We start from the raw sequence: 15,408 nt of genomic DNA, 5'->3' as shown, positions 1-15,408 counted from the left end.
GGAGATTGAGAGGCTACGTCCATGAACGCCACGACCATCAGCAAGGCCGCCAAGGCCGCCGGTGTCGGGGTCGAGACCATTCGTTTCTATGAACGAAAAGGCTTGATCGCACAACCTCCCAAGCCTCGCGACGGCGGATACCGTGTCTATCCCGATGACACGGTGCGACGGGTACGTTTCATTCGCCGTGCCCAGGAACTCGGCTTCTCACTGCGTGAAGTCGCCGACTTGCTGTCGCTACGCCTGGCATCTCATGCCGATGCGGGTGACGTACGGCGTCGCGCCATGGCCAAGCTGCAGGATGTGGACGAAAAGATCGAACGCCTGCAACACATTCGCCAGGAGCTCACCGAGTTGCTCGCGCATTGTCCCGGCGAGGGTGCGCTACAGTGCTGTTCCATCCTGGGCGCCCTGGAGCACAACGAGTGAGCGGCATCGACCTGCTGAACCTGGTGCTGCTGCCGATCGGGCTCGGGCTGCTCGGCTTCGTCGAGCCCTGCTCGGTCGGCTCGAGCCTTGTCTTCGTCAAATACCTCGAAGGCAAGGACCGGCTCGCCAAGCTGTCGCAAGTCACGGTCTTCGCGCTGACGCGCGGCCTGTTCATCGGCCTGCTGGGCGCATCGGCGGTCTGGCTCGGCACCGCCTTCCTTGGCTTCCAGAAAGCAGCGTGGATCGTCCTGGGCGCGATCTATACCGCGATCGGGCTGCTCTACATGCTGGGTAAGGCCAGCTTCCTGATGCGCACCATTGGCCCGCGTCTTTCCACGATTTCGGGCGGCCGCGGCTCCGCCACGCTCGGCGTGCTGTTCGGCATCAACATCCCGGCCTGCGCTGCACCACTGATCTTCGCGCTGTTCGGCGCGGCGGCCGCGGGCGGCGCCGCCGGCCGGCCAATCGTTGTCGGCTTTGTCTCACTCGCACTTTTCGGCCTCGCGCTGTCGCTGCCGCTGGTGCTTGCCGCCGCCTTCGCACCGGTCCGGCGTGCGCTCGACCGGCTCGCAGGCCTGTCACGACGGATTCCTGTCTGGACCGGCCTGGTGCTGATCGCGCTCGGCCTGTGGTCGATCAGCTTCGCCCTCCTCGTCAATCTGGAGGATTGGTCATGATGTCACGCATCGGCACCCCTCGAGTCCTGACGTTGGCCTGCATCGGCCTCACTCTGACCACCCTAGTCGCGGCTATGCCCGCCAACGCTGACGACGGTTTCCATTACGGGCCCGAGACCGTCGACGTCGCGGCTCACTGGGCGGCGCGCTCGACCCTCGCCAACGCCGTAATGTTCAGCGGACTGGGCGAGCCGCTCTCGATCTCCATGTCGACCACCGACGACATCCTGAAGCATGCAGGCTACGTCGCGCGGCCACCGATGCCCGACATGGCGACAGTCGGGGTCGTCTACGCCGCGGGCGATCCCGGCTTCATCCAGACGCCCGATTTTTCCGATCCGGCGACGCTGCGCTGGGATCCGGAAACCTTCGACCGGACGCTCGACCCGGCAGCCCAAGCCTGGGCACTTATCAAGATCACGAGCCCTGAGTTCCACCTCACCTTCCACGCCCGCAAGGCGGACAAGCGGATCGCGCTGATGATGCTGCCACAGGCCCAGGCCCAGGCGCATACGCTTGAAACGAAGCTGCTAACGGAGCAAGGCCTGTTCGCGGCCCGAGGTGCCGACGACGCCTTCGCGGAACCGGTCGCCCGCGATCAGGCTATCGTCCTGTGGGGCGTTTCCAACCTGATCCTGGCGGCGACGAGTTCCCGCGACGATTACTGGCACGCCGCCTATCGCGATCTCGTCGACGCGAACGATTACCGCGAACTCGCGACGCTGGCGTTCGACGCCGTCGAGTCCCTGCCGCCGACATCGACCGCAGGGCAGGCGTTGGCCATCGAAGCGCTGGGCCGCTATGCGCTCGCCACGGAGGACGCGGACCGGCGCGAGAAAGCCCTGACGCTGGCGCGAAACCACGCCGATGCGCTGGCGCAGCTTGGGGAGGCCTCCTTGAGCGATACTGCCCTGGCCATCTATGGACTCACCGAGGCCGGCCGCCTGCTAGCCGACGAGAGGTATCCGAAGGCAGCCGGCGTGCTGTTCCGGCAGACGCTCCTGCCGACGTGGGATGATCGGCTCGGTGCATTCGCAACCGGCGGACGGACCGCCTACACGCCAGAGACCACAGCCGCCGTGGTCGCCGCGCTGAACGCCATGCGCTGGCATGGGCCGGCCGATCTGGCAGAAGAGGCAGCCCTGCGCTATCCGCAATTCCTCGAAACCGTGCTCGTGCACGGCGGGCTGCTGTTGTCGAGCCCATTGCCGCTGGTTCCCGCCGACTACCGCGACGACCATCCCGAGGGCGCCTTTGCACACCCCGACTTGCCTGCGCCGGTCGAGACCGGCGTCGCCCCCGTCTTCGCCGGCGGCGTCGTTCGTGAAGACGGGACGTGGCATGTCTCGGACCGACACTTCCACACGGCAGCGGCATTATTCCTTGCCAACATGTTGGTGATGTCGCACGAAGACCGGGCCGATCCGTTCTTGCCGGCGGAGCGGCTCGCGGACCTTCGGCGATAGGAGGACGCCATGACTGACGCGACACTACAACAGCAAGCCGTGCCCCTCGAAAGCCTCCAGCTCAAGATCGGCGGCATGAGCTGCTCGTTCTGCTCGAATGCCATCGAGCGCGGGCTTGGCCGCGAAAAGGGCATCGAGGAGGTGCACGTCTCCCTGGCCCACGAAGAGGCGCTGATCCGGTTCAGGCCCGATGAGACCGATGAGACCAGAATAAAGAACGTCCTCCACTCGCTCGGCTACATCGTCCGCGACCCGCGCAAGGTCGGTGCATTTGACGAACAACTCGAGCTCAAACGCAAGGAGCGCAACGACCTGATCTCCGCGGCGAGCCTCGCTCTCGTCATGTTCGCAGCGATGGTGGCGATGTGGCTCGATCTGTGGCAAATGCAGGACTGGCACGCCTGGACGGCATGGGCATTCGCCACCTACGTTTTCGTCTGGAATGGTCGTCGCATCATCCGCATGGCGTGGGGCGCCGCCCGGCGCGGCATTACCAACCAGCATGTGCTGCTGTCGGTGGGTGCCATCGGCGCCTTTATCGGCGGCCTCCTCGGGGCGCCGGTGCCGCTTCTCGGCTGGTACGGCTTCGTCGGTTTCCCGCCGGTCGACTTCTTCGGCGTGGTGGTGTTCCTGACCACCTATCACCTGCTTTCCGGCTACGTCGCCCTGGTGGTGCGGACGAAGGCGTCGGAGAGCGTCCGCCGCCTGCTCGAGATGCAGCCACCGACCGCGCGGGTAGTGCGGAACGGCGGGGAGGAAGACGTCGCAATCGAGACCGTCATGGTCGACGAACTCGTGCGTGTCCGCCCGGGCGACCGTGTACCCGTCGACGGCGTGGTCGAGGACGGCACATCGGTGGTCGACCAATCGATCGTGACCGGCGAGCCGATCCCCGAGGAGAAGCAGGCCGGCTATGAAGTGATCGGTGGCAGCGTCAACCAGACTGGCACGCTGCTCATCCGCGTGACACGCACCGGCGAGGACAGCTTCCTGCGTCAGGTCGCCCGCCACGTCGAGGAAGCGAAGGCGATGAAGCCCGGCATCATCGTCCTGGTCGACCGAGTGCTCCTCTATTACGTGCCGGCCGTGCTCGGCATCTCTGCGGCGTCACTGCTGTTCTGGGGCTTTGCACCACTCGCCTGGGCCGGAAACATGCAGTGGGTGACGGCGATCTACGCCGGGGTCACGGTCCTCGTGATGGGCTATCCCTGCGCCCTTGGCATGGCGACGCCGCTGGCGCTCATCCGTGGCGGCGGCATGGCAGCCGAACGCGGTATCCTGATGCGCTCCGGCGAAGCCTTCCAGATCCTCAAGGACATCACCCATGTCGTGCTCGACAAGACCGGCACGATCACCGAGGGAAAACCGCGGCTCGTCGCCGTGGAGGCCGTAAGCGACCTTGGCCGGGACGAGGTCCTGCGCCTGGCCGCGGGAGCCGAGGCGGCCTCGGAACACCCGCTCGCGCGTGCCATCGTCGATGCCGCCGAAGAACGGGCACTCGAGATGCCGGAGGCGGGCGATTTCCAGGCCACCGCCGGACAGGGCATCGAGGCGACCGTTGAAGGGCGCCGGATCCTGGTTGGGACGTCTCGCTTCCTGCGATCGCGGGACGTCGATGTCTCGCCGGCCCAAGAGGTTCTCGACCGGCACGAGGCCCAGGCGCACACCGCTGTACTCGTCAGCATCGCCGGGGCCGTTGCCGGCGTGCTCGCCATCGCCGACGCGGTCAAGCCGGATGCCAAGGACGCCATCGCGGAGCTCAAGCGTCGGGGTATCACGCCGGTGATGCTGACCGGCGACAACGAGCGCACGGCACGGGCCGTGGCGGCGGCCGTGGAGATCGACGAGGTGCACGCCCAGGTCGTTCCGCAGGACAAGGCGGCACGGGTGCGAGGATTGCAGGAGCAAGGCGCGCGGGTCGCCATGGTCGGCGACGGCATCAACGACGCCCCGGCGCTGATGCAGGCGCATGTCGGCATCGCCATCGGTGCCGGCACCGACATTGCGATCGAGTCTTCCGACGTTGTGCTGATAGGCGAGCGCCTCGGGGCGGTACCAGAAGCGATCACGATCGGCGGCATGAGCTACCGCAAGACCGTGCAGAATCTCTGGCTCGCCTTCTTCTTCAACGGCGTCGGCGTGCCCACCGCCGCCACCGGCGTCGTCCATCCGTCCTGGGCCATGGCGGCGATGGCAGCCAGCGTCACCCTGGTGCTCGCCAACTCATTCGGCGGCCGGGTATTCAAGCGCCCAAGCATCAGGTCATCAGAGAAAGACCGCTTTCCGGCGGGCGAGGCGGCGCTCATCCTCTCGGTGCCCAGTATTCACTGCCAGGGATGCGTCGAGACGATCGAAGCCAACCTGCGGCTAGAGCCGGGGATTGGACGTATCGAGGGGGACGTAAAGACGAAAACAATCCGCGTCGTCTACTACGGTTCCGCCACCTCCCCAGATGCGATAGAGACCGCAGTCACGAGGCTGGGGCACAGGGTGGAGAAGCGGCCATGACGGACGCGACGCCAATTGTCACCGCGGAGGAGACGCGAAAGCGCCGCCGCTGGCTCAACTGGCTGGGCACGACGATAGGATTTGGCCTGATCGCCCTTCTCGCCTGGCGGCTCGACTGGCGCCAGTTCGCCGAGGTGCTGCAATCCGCCCGGCCGGAGTTCGTGCTTGCCACCTTCCTGGCGATCACGCTGGAGCAGGTCATCCGAGGCTGGAAGTGGCGCCAGATCCTGACGCCGCTCTGCGACTGTCGGACATCGCATCTGTTCGGCGCAACCATGGCTGGCTATCTCGCCAACCTCCTCGTACCGCTGGGCCTCAGCCCCTTCGTTCGGTCGTGGCTAGTCGCCCGCAAACAGCACATTTCAATGAGCTGCGCGCTGGCCACAGTCGCCATCGACCGTCTGGTCGACGGGCTGGTGTTCGCGGCCTTCGTCGTTGTCGTCGTGTTCGCCGCGATTATCCCCGACCCGAACGGCAATATCGGCCTTGGCCTGCTGCTCGGCGCCGGCGGCAGCACGGTGGCGATCGTGGGGGTACTCTTGCTGCTCGCGCACCACAAGCGCCGATCGGCGTCCGGCATCGGGATTCTCCTCGCCCTCGCCGACCGTCTGCCGGGGCGCTTCGCGGTCCGCGCGCGATCACTCGCGCTCGCCTTCGCCGACGGCATCGTCTGGCCACGGGAGCGCTGGCGCGGTGTCGCCATCGTGCTGGCCAGCATCGTCATCAAGCTCATCGCGGCCTCGCATCTTTTCTGGGCGGGTCTCGCATTCGGCGTGGTGTTGGAGCCGCTCGTCTATCTCGCCCTGCTGGCAATCCTCGGCTTCATCGTTATCCTCGCCCACATGGCCAGGGTGCCCGCCGGCTTCGTCGTCGGCGCCGTGTTCTCGCTTGGCCTCTTCGGGGTGGACAACGCCACCGCTCTGGCCATGGTCACCGTGGTCATGGTGGCGAACATGCTGGCCGTTGCCGTCTTTGGCGGCTGGGGGCTCTGGAATCACGGTGTCGGTTTCAGCGATCTCGGCCGGAGGAAGGTCGCGGACGATGCCGGCCCGTGAACCCTCTCGCCGCTTCGTGCGCATCGCCACCGCCGGCGCCTTCTTCCAGGGCGGCGCCGCCGCCGTCGATACCGGCACGATCATGGCGAGCCTCGTCCATGGCCTCACCGGCAGCTCCGTCGCGGTCGGCGCGGCAGCGGCGATCGCCCGCTACGGCTGGCTCTTCCCCCAGTTGTTCGTCGCCTGGTTCGCTCAAGCTCGGCGGCGGCGCATGCCGCTCTACGCCCTGGGCGCGTTCGGTCGGGTCGCTTGCCTGATCGGCGTCGGCGGGATCGTCCTCATGGCCGGTCCCAGGCCAACATCCGCGTTGGTTGTCGCGTTCTTCACATTGTGGACGCTCTATGCGTTTGTGGGCGGCATCCTCGCGGTTCCTTACAACGACATCGTCGCCCGCTCCATTCCATCGGCTCGGCGCAGCCGTCTTCTGGCCCTGCGGTTCTTCGCGGGCGGACTGCTGGCCCTCGGCGTCGCTGCCGTCGCCAGTCAGGCGATCGACGCGCTGGCGTTTCCCGCCGGGCACGCGATCGTTTTGCTGACGGGAGCCGGACTGCTGCTGGTCTCGGCGATCTCCTTCGTGTCCGCCGGCGAGCCGTTGGCGCCCGAGCCCACACAAGCGACCGGTTTCGGGCGATTCCTCCGGGACGGCCTCGACGTGTTCCGGCAGGACCGGCGCTTTCGCTTGTTCGTGGGCGTGCGCTGGCTCGACGGCACCGTCATGATGGCGCTGCCCTTCTACGTGGTGACGGCGACGCAGGCTGGGGTCACCGCAGCGGAGGTCGCGACGCTGCTCGGAGCGCAGACGGCAGGCGCGCTCCTGTCCAACCCGCTCTGGGGCTGGTGGGGCGACCGGCTCGGCAAGCGGCGACTGCTCGGCGTCACGGCGGTGCTCGCGATCGCGGCGCCGTTGCTTACGGTCGTTTGGATGGGCGTCGTGCCGCCGGGCGGAACCTCAGGCCTTCCCGCCTTCGCGGCGATCTTCCTAATCCTCGGCGCGGTGAACAACGGCGGCAACATCGCCCATCTCGGCTATCTCTGGGAGATCTCGCCGGACGATCGCCGGCCTGCCTACAGCGGCTACTTCAATGCGCTGGTGGCGCCGGCGGCGCTGTCGCCGATCGCAGGTGCGGCGGTCGTCGAGACGCTCGGCCTATCGACCGTATTCGTGGCGGGCGCCGTGGCTGCTGTCGGCCAGGTCGTCGCGGTCCGGCATCTCCGCCATGTCGAGGAGGGGAGGACGGCCTGATGTTCTTGACCTTGAAACGCAGACTCCGGCGCGACGTCGCCCGGTCATGGTGGCTGTCGAAGCTGTGGTACCGACTCAACGGCCTATCGATCGCGGGCCGCCCCGACGACGAGGTCTGGTACTTCGCCTTTGGCGCCAACATGCACGACAGCGCGTTCCGCGAACGCCGTCGCATGCGTCCCCTCGAATGGCGGGTCGGGCGGATCAACGATTACCGCCTGCGCTTCAATCTAGAGGGACGTCCGAAAGGAAAAGCGGCGCCGGCCAATATCGAATCCTGTCCCGGCGACGAAGTCTGGGGCGTGCTCTATAAGATCACCCGGCGCGACCTGATCTGGCTGGACAGCACCGAAGGAGTGCCCGGCCGGCGTTATCGCCAGATCTGGCTCGATGCCGAGGACGCCAACGGACAGCCGGTAGAGGCTGTCACCTATATCGCCAAAGGCAAGGAAATCGACGGCAATCCGTCCCTGCGCTATATCACGCTCCTGCGGGACGGCGCTCGCGCACATGGGCTACCCGAGCATTGGGTTCGGATGCTCAAGCAGGTAAAGCACGCAGAATGATGCGGAACTTCAACATGGGGTTAGGGACGTTGTTCGAACTACATTTACGCTTGACTCCGTAGTCTGGTACGGGCCCTACCCTTGGTCATAACGCCATTTGCCAACGAGGGATGCTGTCATGACATCGACAATTCGCACGTTATTTCTGGGACTGGCTGCCGCCGTCGTCTCGACAACGGCCCTTGCTGCCGGACCAAGCTATCAGATTGAGGTCGAAGGACTCGCCTGTCCTTTCTGCGCCTACGGGATCGAGAAGCAGCTCGGCAAAATTGAAGGAGTGCAGACGATCGAAACGGATATCGAGGCTGGCAGGGTGATCGTCACCATGGACGACGGGCACACGCTCGACGAGTCACGCGCAGAGCAGGCTGTCGACCGGGCCGGATTCACGCTGGGCAGCTTCGAACCACTCGACGCCTCTCCGACTACCAATGGTCAATGACGAGAGGGGCGTTATTCATGACGCATCATCGACATAAGACAGCATCCGGACATCGACTATTCGCCGTGGCGGCGATGGTGGCGTCCGGCTTGACTCAGGCAGCTCCCCAGACCTTCAACACGGCGCTACCTGTCGCGGAAGGGAACGTCGTATTACGCGAGCAGTTCTTGTACCGCAAGGCCGATGACGACCCCAGCCCTGCCCGTCGGGACCTGCGGGTCAACGGTGCCATCACGGTGCTCGGTTATGGCCTCACAAGTGACCTTGCCCTGTTCGGCGCCCTTCCCTATCTCGACAAGGAGTTCGATCTCGATGGACCCGGCGGGCAGCGCATCGAGCGAAGCAGCCGCGGGCTCGGCGATGCGCGCCTGTTTGCACGCTACACAGCGTTTAGAGACGATGCACCGGGCCGTACCTTCCGCATTGCGCCGTTTCTCGGTGTGGAAACGCCGACCGGAGACGACGACGAAAGAGATCGTTTCAGCCGGTTGCCGCAGCCTCTACAGTCCGGTTCTGGCTCCTGGGACCCATTTGGTGGCGTGGTACTGACCTACCAGACGCTCGCCTATCAGCTCGATGCCCAGTTCGCCTATCAGGCAAATACCGAGGCCAATGGTTTCAAGTTCGGTGATGAGGCGCGTCTCGACGGCTCCCTCCAGTATCGGCTCTGGCCACGGAAGCTGAGCGGCGGCGTGCCCGGCTTCTTGTATGGGGTGCTTGAAGCGAACCTGATTCACCATGAAAAGAATGAGGTGAATGGGATGCGGGATGCGGACTCAGGCGGAACCCAGCTTTTCCTTTCACCGGGCCTGCAGTATGTGACCCGCCGCTGGATCATCGAGGGCATCGTCCAGCTCCCCGCCGCACAAGACTTGAATGGCGCGGCATTGGAAGATGACTTCATTACCCGGATTGGTTTCCGTATTAATTTTTAGGGCCTCCCATGAAAGCAAAGCGATTATTCAAGATTGGGGCGATAGTGGCAGGCCTGGTGGCGGTTGCCACCATTGCCTCCTGTGCTGCCTTCATTCCCCGCGAGAAGGGACCTGGCTATGAGTTCGTCGGGGCTTGGGGTAGCCAGGGAAACGAGCCGGGGAAATTCGATGATCCGACCGGCGTTGCCGTCACCGCGGATGAGGTGTTTGTCGCCGATGCGCGTAATGGGCGAATCCAAGTCTTTGATCATGAAGGACAATTCAAACGTGCCTTCGGTACCCCCGGCGATGCCCCCGGTGAACTCGGGCGACCGATGAACCTGACGATCCACAAGGGAATGCTCTATGTGCCTGAGTACATGAACGATCGGATTCAGGTCTTTAGCCTGAGTGGCGACTCTCAACGTATGATTGGTGGCCCCGGAGAGGGACCTGGCGAATTCGATTCGCCGGGAGGTGTCGCCGTTGCCGCGAACGGCGATCTTTTCGTGGCCGACTTTTACAATCAGCGCGTGCAGCGCTTGCGCGCGGATGGTGAGTTCGTTCGGCAATGGGGGACGACGGGGGAAACAGGGCGAGGAGCCGGCGAGTTCACCTACCCCACCGATGTCGCGCTCGCCGCCGACGAAACCCTCTATGTGGCGGACGGCTATGGTAACCGCGTGCAGGCGTTCGACGCCGAGGGCGAGTTCCTACGCAAGTGGGGTGGTCCCTTCGCCATCGGCATCTATGGCCCGTTCAATGGCTGGCTTACCACAGTGACGGGCATCGCAATAGGCCCGGACGAGCGGGTATTATCCGCTGACTTTTACAACGATCGGATCCAGGTATTCACCGCCGAGGGAAAGTTCCTCAACACCTTCGGTGAAACAGGCAACGGTCCAGGACAGTTCAACCACGCCATCGCCTTGGATATCGCACCGGACGGTACGGTATTTGTTGCCGACTTCCAGAACAACCGCATCGAGAAATGGCGCCCGGTCAGAAAGTAGGGGAAATAAACAGAGCATACGGTCCTGCAAGCCGTCGATGAATCGCGACTTGCAGGACCGGCGGTGAAGCGCATCAGCGATGGCTCATCCTTACCAGACGTGGCCTGCGAAGGCTTCGTCCAGCTCGGGATGATTGATGTGGTTGGAGTAATTGCTCAATGTCTTCACGGCCAGCGCCAGCACGATCTGCAGCACGTGCTGTTCCTCGAAACCAGCCTCCAGGAAGGCGTTAACGTCACGCTGGGTGGGCATGCCCCGAGTCTCGAACATCACCTTGGTGAACGCGCTCAGGGCCGCCAAGCGCTCATCGGGGATCGGTTGGTCATTACGGATGGCCTCTATCACATCGGCGGGTACCTGCGACATCTTTTCCGCTAGCATGCTGTGGGCCGCCATGCAGTACTTGCAGCCGTTGAGCCGGCTGATAGTCAGGAGCACCACTTCCTGCTCGGGCGGTGCAAAGCCGGATTCTTCGCGGAACAGCGTATAGCCATGCAGGTAGGTGTCCAGCACCCCGGGAGCCTTAGCCATGCCCTCGTACATCTTGGGCACGAAACCCAGCTTGGCGTGGGCCTTCTCGAGCAACGGCTTCGCCTTGGCATCGGCATTTTCAAGGGTCTGGGGAGCGAGTTTCATCTGATAGTCGGCTGCCATGGGTCATTCCTCCTTGCATGATGAGACACCGGATGGTGTCGAGTCATATATGGAACGTTCGATCCATATATGGCGAAAAAATGCGCTTCATTACCTCCGAAGGCAATTCAGCGCAGGGTGGCGAGGACCAGTTCCACCGCGCGAGTGGCTTCGCCGGCATCAGCCCCGCTCTTCAGCAGCGTCCGCAACCCCGCCATTCCCAAAGTCAGGTAGGTGGCCAATGACCGGGCATCGCACTGCGGATCGATGTCGCCCTCGGCCTGGGCACGCACCACCGCTTGATGGAAAAGCTCGGTGATGGCCCCGACACTCTCGCTGGCCTCGCGGGACGGCAAGTCGCCGCGCTGGCCGAGTTCACTGGCGGAATTGAAGATCAGGCACCCGATCGCGGCACGGTCGCTGCCAGCATCCCGGGCCGTGTCGCGAAACAGCCCTTCCAGGAAGACCATCGCCGAGGGCGAGGCCTCGAGTTGCCGGTGAAGCCGGCCGATCAAGTTTTCCCGATAGCAGCGCAGGGCCTCGAGGAACAGTTGTTCCTTGCTGCCGAATGCCTGGTACAGGCTGCTGCGCGAGAGCTGCATCGCCTCCAGCAGGTCTCGAGTCGAAGCCGAATCGTAGCCTCTGGCCCAGAAGACCTGCATGGCAGAGCTCACGGCCTGATCGGGATTGAATGCGATGGGGCGTCCTCGTGTCATGCGGACAATTTAGAACCGATCGTTCCATAAATCAAGTGGACGCCGGTCGCGAATTGGCTGTAAGGATGCTTCCCGGAGGTCGACAGAGACGTCACGAGAGTGATGGTGCAATGGCTGGGCAAGCAGGTTCAGCGTCGTGAGGTGATCGAGATGTCACAAACCGAACCCCTACAAGCTTCGCAAAAACCTGCCCCTCGGGACTATGTCGTCGAAGCGACGCTGATGCTGCTGGCCGTCGTCCCGGTGCTGATCTCCGCCTACGCCAGCTTCGTGACCGGGGAAGGTCACTGGTTTCAGCGCTCCGGTGCCCTGATGATCCTGTTCTCGATCGGGGTGGAGTATCACCGCAGTCAAGTGATGCACTGCGTCGATCCGGAGTGCCTCGATCCGGGAGAGGTAAGGCCTTTTGGAAGATCACAGATGTTGGCTCGTCTGATCACGCGTTTCTGGCGCTCCACTCCTTACGTCTGCTACCTGGCAATCGTCATGGGAACCCTTATCTGGAGCTACGGAGATCTGCTGTTCTCATGACAACACACATCAGTTGCCAGACATTCATCGGCGCCAGTCGACAAACCCTCATGCAGTGACGCGATCAGCGGGCAGCTGATGTTAGTGTTGTGTTGATGGCAGGCTTCCACCAGGCGAACCAGTGTGCGCTCAATGCGTTGCAGCCCTGCCAGCTTCTTGCGTACATCTTCCAGCTTGTGCTCGGCCAGGGCGCTGGCCTCTTCGCAATGGGTGCCATCCTCCAGGCGCAACAACTCGGCGATTTCGTTCAGGCTGAAACCCAGACGCTGGGCGCTCCTGATAAAGGTCAGACGCTCTGCGTCACTGTTGCTGTAACGCCGGATGCTGCCATACGGCCGCTCCGGCTCCGGCAGCAACCCTCGGCGCTGGTAGTACCGGATGGTCTCGACATTGACGCCGGCGGCCTTGGCCAAGCCGCCGATGGTCATGGTCTCCGCTTCTTTCTGCATGGCGTTTGCATCCGTACCTGGCTACGGAAGTAACCTTACCTTAGTCACGACATCCCGAGAAGAGGAGCCTCTATGCCAAACCCGAGGAAAGGTCATGGCCCATTGGCCACCGGCGGTATTGCGGCGATCCTGGCCTCCGCCTGCTGTCTTGGCCCGCTGGTGCTGGTCAGCGTGGGATTGTCCGGTGCCTGGATCGGCAACCTGACAGCACTGGAGCCGTACCGGCCGATCTTCATCGGCGTGGCGCTGCTGGCGCTGTTCCTCGCTTGGCGCCGCATCTACCGGCCAGCTCGACACTGCAAGCCGGGGGAAGTGTGTGCGATACCACGAGTACAAACCGCCTACAAGGCGATCTTCTGGCTGGTTGCGGCGCTGGTACTGCTCGCCCTCGTCTTCCCCTATCTGCTACCACTGTTCTATTGACCCGGAGACCCATGATGAAACGTCTCGCTGCCTTGCTAGTGATGACCGCCACCCTGAGCACGCCTGCCTGGGCGGCCATGCAGACCGTGACACTCTCGGTACCGGGAATGACCTGTGCCGCCTGTCCTATCACCGTCAAGATGGCCCTCTCCAGGGTCGAGGGGGTGAGTGACGCCGAGGTGAGCTATTCACAGCGCGAGGCCGTAGTCACCTTCGACGATGCCAAGACCACGATTGAGGCCCTGCTCCAGGCCACGGCCAACGCGGGGTATCCGAGCTCGGTGAAGGAAAAGGAATCGCCATGAAAAACCCCAAGACCCTACTACGCATTGGTGTGATCGGCACAGTGGTGGTCGCACTGTGCTGTTTCACTCCGATTCTCGTGATCCTGCTTGGCACGGTAGGTCTGGCGGCGTTGACGGGCTATCTCGACTACGTGCTGTTCCCTGCCCTGGCCGCCTTCATCGGCTTGACCCTCTATGCCCTGTACCGCAAGCAGAAGTTGGACGCCTCTACCCATGAATCCCCGGAGAAACGTGATGATTGAACTCAAGGTGAGTGGCATGACATGTGACAGCTGTGCGGTTCATGTCAGGGAAGCCCTGGAGAAGATGCCCGGCGTGCGGTCGGTCGAAGTATCCTATCCGCAGGGTATGGCCTGGGTGACGGCTGAGCCGGGAACACCGGCCCCGGCGTTGACGTTCGCCGTGACCAAGCTTGGCTACCAGGCCCGACTGGCCAGCACTGGGACACCTTCCCCGACAGAGACATCGGCTTTCAAGGGTCGCGATGAAGACGCCCTCCATATCGCCGTGATCGGCAGCGGCGGTGCCGCCATGGCCGCTGCCTTGAAGTCCGTCGAGCGTGGGGCTCGGGTCACCTTGGTCGAGCGCGGCACCCTCGGCGGCACCTGCGTCAACGTCGGCTGCGTGCCGTCCAAGATACTGATTCGTGCCGCGCACATCGCCCACCTGCGCCGTGCTAGCCCTTTCGACGCGGGCCTGAGTGCCCGGCTCCCGGTGGTCGATCGCCGTGAACTCCTGGCTCAGCAACAGGGGCGGGTCGAGGAACTTCGCCATGGCAAGTACGAAACGATCCTGGCCAGCAATCCAGCCATCACCGTACTGCGCGGCGAAGCCCGCTTTGTCGATGCCCATACCCTGAGCGTACGTACCGATGACGGCAGCGAGCAAAGCGTCATCTTCGACCGGGCCTTTATCGGTACCGGCGCCAGTCCCGCCATTCCGCCCGTGCCGGGGCTGGCCAAGACGCCTTACTGGACCTCCACCACCGCCCTGGCGAGCGAGACGATACCGCAACACCTGGCAGTGATCGGTGCCTCGGTGGTCGCCGTGGAGCTGGCCCAGGCCTTCGCCCGGCTGGGCAGCCAGGTCACGATACTCGCCCGCAGTCGTTTGTTGTCCAGGGAAGACCTCGCCGTGAGTGAAGCCCTGGAGACCGCGTTCCGCTCCGAAGGAATCGAAGTATTGAACGAAACCCAAGCCAGTCGCGTCGACTACCGAAATGGCAAATTCATACTCGACACCAACGCCGGAAGTATCCGTGCCGACCAATTGCTGGTCGCCACCGGCCGCACTCCCAACATCGAAACCCTGAACCTGGAAGCCATCGGGGTGAAAACGGTACAGGGCGCCATTGTCGTCGACGATCACCTGCAAACGAGCGTTCCCGATATCTATGCCTCAGGCGACTGCTCCGACCAGCCACAGTACGTCTACGTTGCCGCCGGCGGCGGTAGCCGGGCAGCAATCAACATGACTGGCGGTAACGCCAGGCTGGATCTCGATGCGATGCCGGCGGTGGTCTTCACCGACCCTCAAGTGGCCACTGTGGGATTGACGGAGAGTGAAGCCAAAGCCCAAGGCATAGACGCCGAGAGCCGCACCCTGACACTGGACAACGTGCCGCGGGCACTGGTCAACTTCAACACTGGTGGCTTCATCAAGATGGTGGCCGAACGCGAGTCAGGACGCTTGCTGGGTGTCCAAGCGGTCGCCGGCGAGGCGGGCGAACTCATTCAAACGGCGACCATGGCGTTGCGCGCGCAAATGACCGTACACGACATCGCCGGTGAGCTGTTCCCCTACCTGACCATGGTCGAGGGGCTCAAGTTGTGCGCCCAGACGTTCACCAAGGATGTCACGCAACTGTCCTGCTGTGCGGCATAAAATCTCGTCAACGGGGAGCGACGGCTCCCCAGAAGTTGAAACCGGCGAACCTCGGAACCTTCGGCAGAAAGCCCGTCTCCATGCGCTGGATACCGAAGCCAGCGTGTTCGATGAGCTCGGGTATGGCGCGGTTGAGATTGCAGCCACCCGGCAC

The 15,408-nt window shown here is 63.7% G+C and carries 18 protein-coding genes; 15 read left to right on the top strand and 3 right to left on the bottom strand.

All coding sequences use genetic code 11. The features are described 5' to 3' along the window. Nucleotides 1-21: 21 nt before the first annotated feature. The 10 genes from IE093_RS06170 (at nucleotide 22) to IE093_RS06125 (ending at nucleotide 10,313) form a co-directional block, all read left to right on the top strand. Entirely contained in the window at nucleotides 22-429 is a 408-nt protein-coding gene (locus tag IE093_RS06170; protein ID WP_189467237.1) for a MerR family transcriptional regulator, read from the top strand. After that, on the top strand, nucleotides 426-1,106 hold the full coding sequence (locus tag IE093_RS06165; RefSeq protein WP_189467235.1) for a cytochrome c biogenesis protein CcdA: 681 nt from the start codon (nucleotides 426-428) through the stop codon (nucleotides 1,104-1,106). Before IE093_RS06170 ends, IE093_RS06165 begins: the two co-directional genes overlap by 4 nt. Continuing rightward, on the top strand, nucleotides 1,103-2,572 hold the full coding sequence (locus IE093_RS06160) for a hypothetical protein (protein ID WP_189467233.1): 1,470 nt from the start codon (nucleotides 1,103-1,105) through the stop codon (nucleotides 2,570-2,572). Before IE093_RS06165 ends, IE093_RS06160 begins: the two co-directional genes overlap by 4 nt. A gap of 9 nt (nucleotides 2,573-2,581) precedes the next feature. After that, nucleotides 2,582-5,080, top strand: coding sequence for a heavy metal translocating P-type ATPase (locus IE093_RS06155; protein ID WP_189467231.1), 2,499 nt, complete (start codon nucleotides 2,582-2,584; stop codon nucleotides 5,078-5,080). Then, a complete protein-coding gene (locus IE093_RS06150) occupies nucleotides 5,077-6,135 on the top strand; it encodes a lysylphosphatidylglycerol synthase transmembrane domain-containing protein (protein ID WP_189467229.1) in 1,059 nt (352 codons plus the stop codon). The genes IE093_RS06155 and IE093_RS06150 overlap by 4 nt, the downstream gene beginning before the upstream one ends. Then, complete coding sequence (locus tag IE093_RS06145; protein WP_189467227.1) at nucleotides 6,122-7,378, top strand: MFS transporter; 1,257 nt, start codon at nucleotides 6,122-6,124, stop codon at nucleotides 7,376-7,378. Before IE093_RS06150 ends, IE093_RS06145 begins: the two co-directional genes overlap by 14 nt. Next, nucleotides 7,378-7,944 carry a gamma-glutamylcyclotransferase family protein gene (locus IE093_RS06140; protein WP_189467225.1) on the top strand — a complete coding sequence of 189 codons (567 nt, stop codon included), beginning with the start codon at nucleotides 7,378-7,380 and terminating at the stop codon, nucleotides 7,942-7,944. Before IE093_RS06145 ends, IE093_RS06140 begins: the two co-directional genes overlap by 1 nt. Before the next feature lie 118 nt (nucleotides 7,945-8,062). Next, entirely contained in the window at nucleotides 8,063-8,386 is a 324-nt protein-coding gene (locus IE093_RS06135) for a heavy-metal-associated domain-containing protein (RefSeq protein WP_189467223.1), read from the top strand. Between the two features lie 17 nt (nucleotides 8,387-8,403). Continuing rightward, a complete protein-coding gene (locus IE093_RS06130) occupies nucleotides 8,404-9,321 on the top strand; it encodes a transporter (RefSeq protein WP_189467221.1) in 918 nt (305 codons plus the stop codon). Between the two features lie 44 nt (nucleotides 9,322-9,365). Then, nucleotides 9,366-10,313, top strand: coding sequence for an NHL repeat-containing protein (locus tag IE093_RS06125; protein WP_229803296.1), 948 nt, complete (start codon nucleotides 9,366-9,368; stop codon nucleotides 10,311-10,313). Nucleotides 10,314-10,403: 90 nt separating this feature from the next. Here the strand turns inward: IE093_RS06125 and IE093_RS06120 are convergent, their stop codons facing one another. Beyond that, entirely contained in the window at nucleotides 10,404-10,967 is a 564-nt protein-coding gene (locus IE093_RS06120) for a carboxymuconolactone decarboxylase family protein (RefSeq protein ID WP_189467217.1), read from the bottom strand. Nucleotides 10,968-11,074: 107 nt separating this feature from the next. Continuing rightward, nucleotides 11,075-11,608, bottom strand: coding sequence for a TetR/AcrR family transcriptional regulator (locus tag IE093_RS06115; protein WP_189467215.1), 534 nt, complete (start codon nucleotides 11,606-11,608; stop codon nucleotides 11,075-11,077). A 156-nt stretch (nucleotides 11,609-11,764) separates the two neighbouring features. Between IE093_RS06115 and IE093_RS06110 the strand changes: the two genes are divergently transcribed. Next, on the top strand, nucleotides 11,765-12,193 hold the full coding sequence (locus IE093_RS06110; RefSeq protein WP_189467213.1) for a hypothetical protein: 429 nt from the start codon (nucleotides 11,765-11,767) through the stop codon (nucleotides 12,191-12,193). Here IE093_RS06110 and merR read toward each other — a convergent pair. Continuing rightward, on the bottom strand, nucleotides 12,169-12,642 hold the full coding sequence (gene merR, locus IE093_RS06105; RefSeq protein WP_189467211.1) for an Hg(II)-responsive transcriptional regulator: 474 nt from the start codon (nucleotides 12,640-12,642) through the stop codon (nucleotides 12,169-12,171). The genes IE093_RS06110 and merR overlap by 25 nt on opposite strands. A 72-nt stretch (nucleotides 12,643-12,714) precedes the next feature. On the opposite strand from merR, the gene merT reads away from it, so the two are divergent. The 4 genes from merT to merA are packed head-to-tail and all read left to right on the top strand — an operon-like array spanning nucleotide 12,715 to nucleotide 15,254. Further along, the gene (gene merT / locus IE093_RS06100; protein ID WP_189467209.1) at nucleotides 12,715-13,065 is read left to right on the top strand and encodes a mercuric ion transporter MerT; all 351 of its coding nucleotides are present in this window, start codon (nucleotides 12,715-12,717) and stop codon (nucleotides 13,063-13,065) included. Nucleotides 13,066-13,076: 11 nt separating this feature from the next. Then, a complete protein-coding gene (gene merP / locus IE093_RS06095) occupies nucleotides 13,077-13,370 on the top strand; it encodes a mercury resistance system periplasmic binding protein MerP (protein WP_479691156.1) in 294 nt (97 codons plus the stop codon). Beyond that, entirely contained in the window at nucleotides 13,367-13,612 is a 246-nt protein-coding gene (gene merF / locus IE093_RS06090; protein ID WP_189467207.1) for a mercury resistance system transport protein MerF, read from the top strand. Before merP ends, merF begins: the two co-directional genes overlap by 4 nt. Next, nucleotides 13,605-15,254 carry a mercury(II) reductase gene (gene merA, locus IE093_RS06085; protein ID WP_189467206.1) on the top strand — a complete coding sequence of 550 codons (1,650 nt, stop codon included), beginning with the start codon at nucleotides 13,605-13,607 and terminating at the stop codon, nucleotides 15,252-15,254. Before merF ends, merA begins: the two co-directional genes overlap by 8 nt. The last annotated feature ends 154 nt before the right edge of the window (nucleotides 15,255-15,408 follow it).

The sequence above is a fragment of the Litchfieldella qijiaojingensis genome (genome assembly GCF_014651875.1).
In the GTDB taxonomy this organism is placed as follows: Bacteria; Pseudomonadota; Gammaproteobacteria; order Pseudomonadales; family Halomonadaceae; genus Litchfieldella; species Litchfieldella qijiaojingensis.
This window is presented reverse-complemented; position numbering and strand designations above follow the sequence as displayed.

What these genes read in the sequence shown, in the direction of transcription:
- IE093_RS06110 (WP_189467213.1), top strand. Translation starts at nt 11,765, where the DNA reads ATGGTGCAATGGCTGGGCAAGCAGGTTCAGCGTCGTGAGGTGATCGAG.
- merA (WP_189467206.1), top strand. Translation starts at nt 13,605, where the DNA reads ATGATTGAACTCAAGGTGAGTGGCATGACATGTGACAGCTGTGCGGTT.
- IE093_RS06140 (WP_189467225.1), top strand. Translation starts at nt 7,378, where the DNA reads ATGTTCTTGACCTTGAAACGCAGACTCCGGCGCGACGTCGCCCGGTCA.
- IE093_RS06160 (WP_189467233.1), top strand. Translation starts at nt 1,103, where the DNA reads ATGATGTCACGCATCGGCACCCCTCGAGTCCTGACGTTGGCCTGCATC.
- IE093_RS06130 (WP_189467221.1), top strand. Translation starts at nt 8,404, where the DNA reads ATGACGCATCATCGACATAAGACAGCATCCGGACATCGACTATTCGCC.
- merF (WP_189467207.1), top strand. Translation starts at nt 13,367, where the DNA reads ATGAAAAACCCCAAGACCCTACTACGCATTGGTGTGATCGGCACAGTG.
- IE093_RS06115 (WP_189467215.1), bottom strand. Translation starts at nt 11,608, where the DNA reads ATGCAGGTCTTCTGGGCCAGAGGCTACGATTCGGCTTCGACTCGAGAC.
- IE093_RS06120 (WP_189467217.1), bottom strand. Translation starts at nt 10,967, where the DNA reads ATGGCAGCCGACTATCAGATGAAACTCGCTCCCCAGACCCTTGAAAAT.
- IE093_RS06145 (WP_189467227.1), top strand. Translation starts at nt 6,122, where the DNA reads ATGCCGGCCCGTGAACCCTCTCGCCGCTTCGTGCGCATCGCCACCGCC.
- merR (WP_189467211.1), bottom strand. Translation starts at nt 12,642, where the DNA reads ATGCAGAAAGAAGCGGAGACCATGACCATCGGCGGCTTGGCCAAGGCC.
- IE093_RS06150 (WP_189467229.1), top strand. Translation starts at nt 5,077, where the DNA reads ATGACGGACGCGACGCCAATTGTCACCGCGGAGGAGACGCGAAAGCGC.
- IE093_RS06155 (WP_189467231.1), top strand. Translation starts at nt 2,582, where the DNA reads ATGACTGACGCGACACTACAACAGCAAGCCGTGCCCCTCGAAAGCCTC.
- IE093_RS06170 (WP_189467237.1), top strand. Translation starts at nt 22, where the DNA reads ATGAACGCCACGACCATCAGCAAGGCCGCCAAGGCCGCCGGTGTCGGG.
- IE093_RS06135 (WP_189467223.1), top strand. Translation starts at nt 8,063, where the DNA reads ATGACATCGACAATTCGCACGTTATTTCTGGGACTGGCTGCCGCCGTC.
- merP (WP_479691156.1), top strand. Translation starts at nt 13,077, where the DNA reads ATGATGAAACGTCTCGCTGCCTTGCTAGTGATGACCGCCACCCTGAGC.
- merT (WP_189467209.1), top strand. Translation starts at nt 12,715, where the DNA reads ATGCCAAACCCGAGGAAAGGTCATGGCCCATTGGCCACCGGCGGTATT.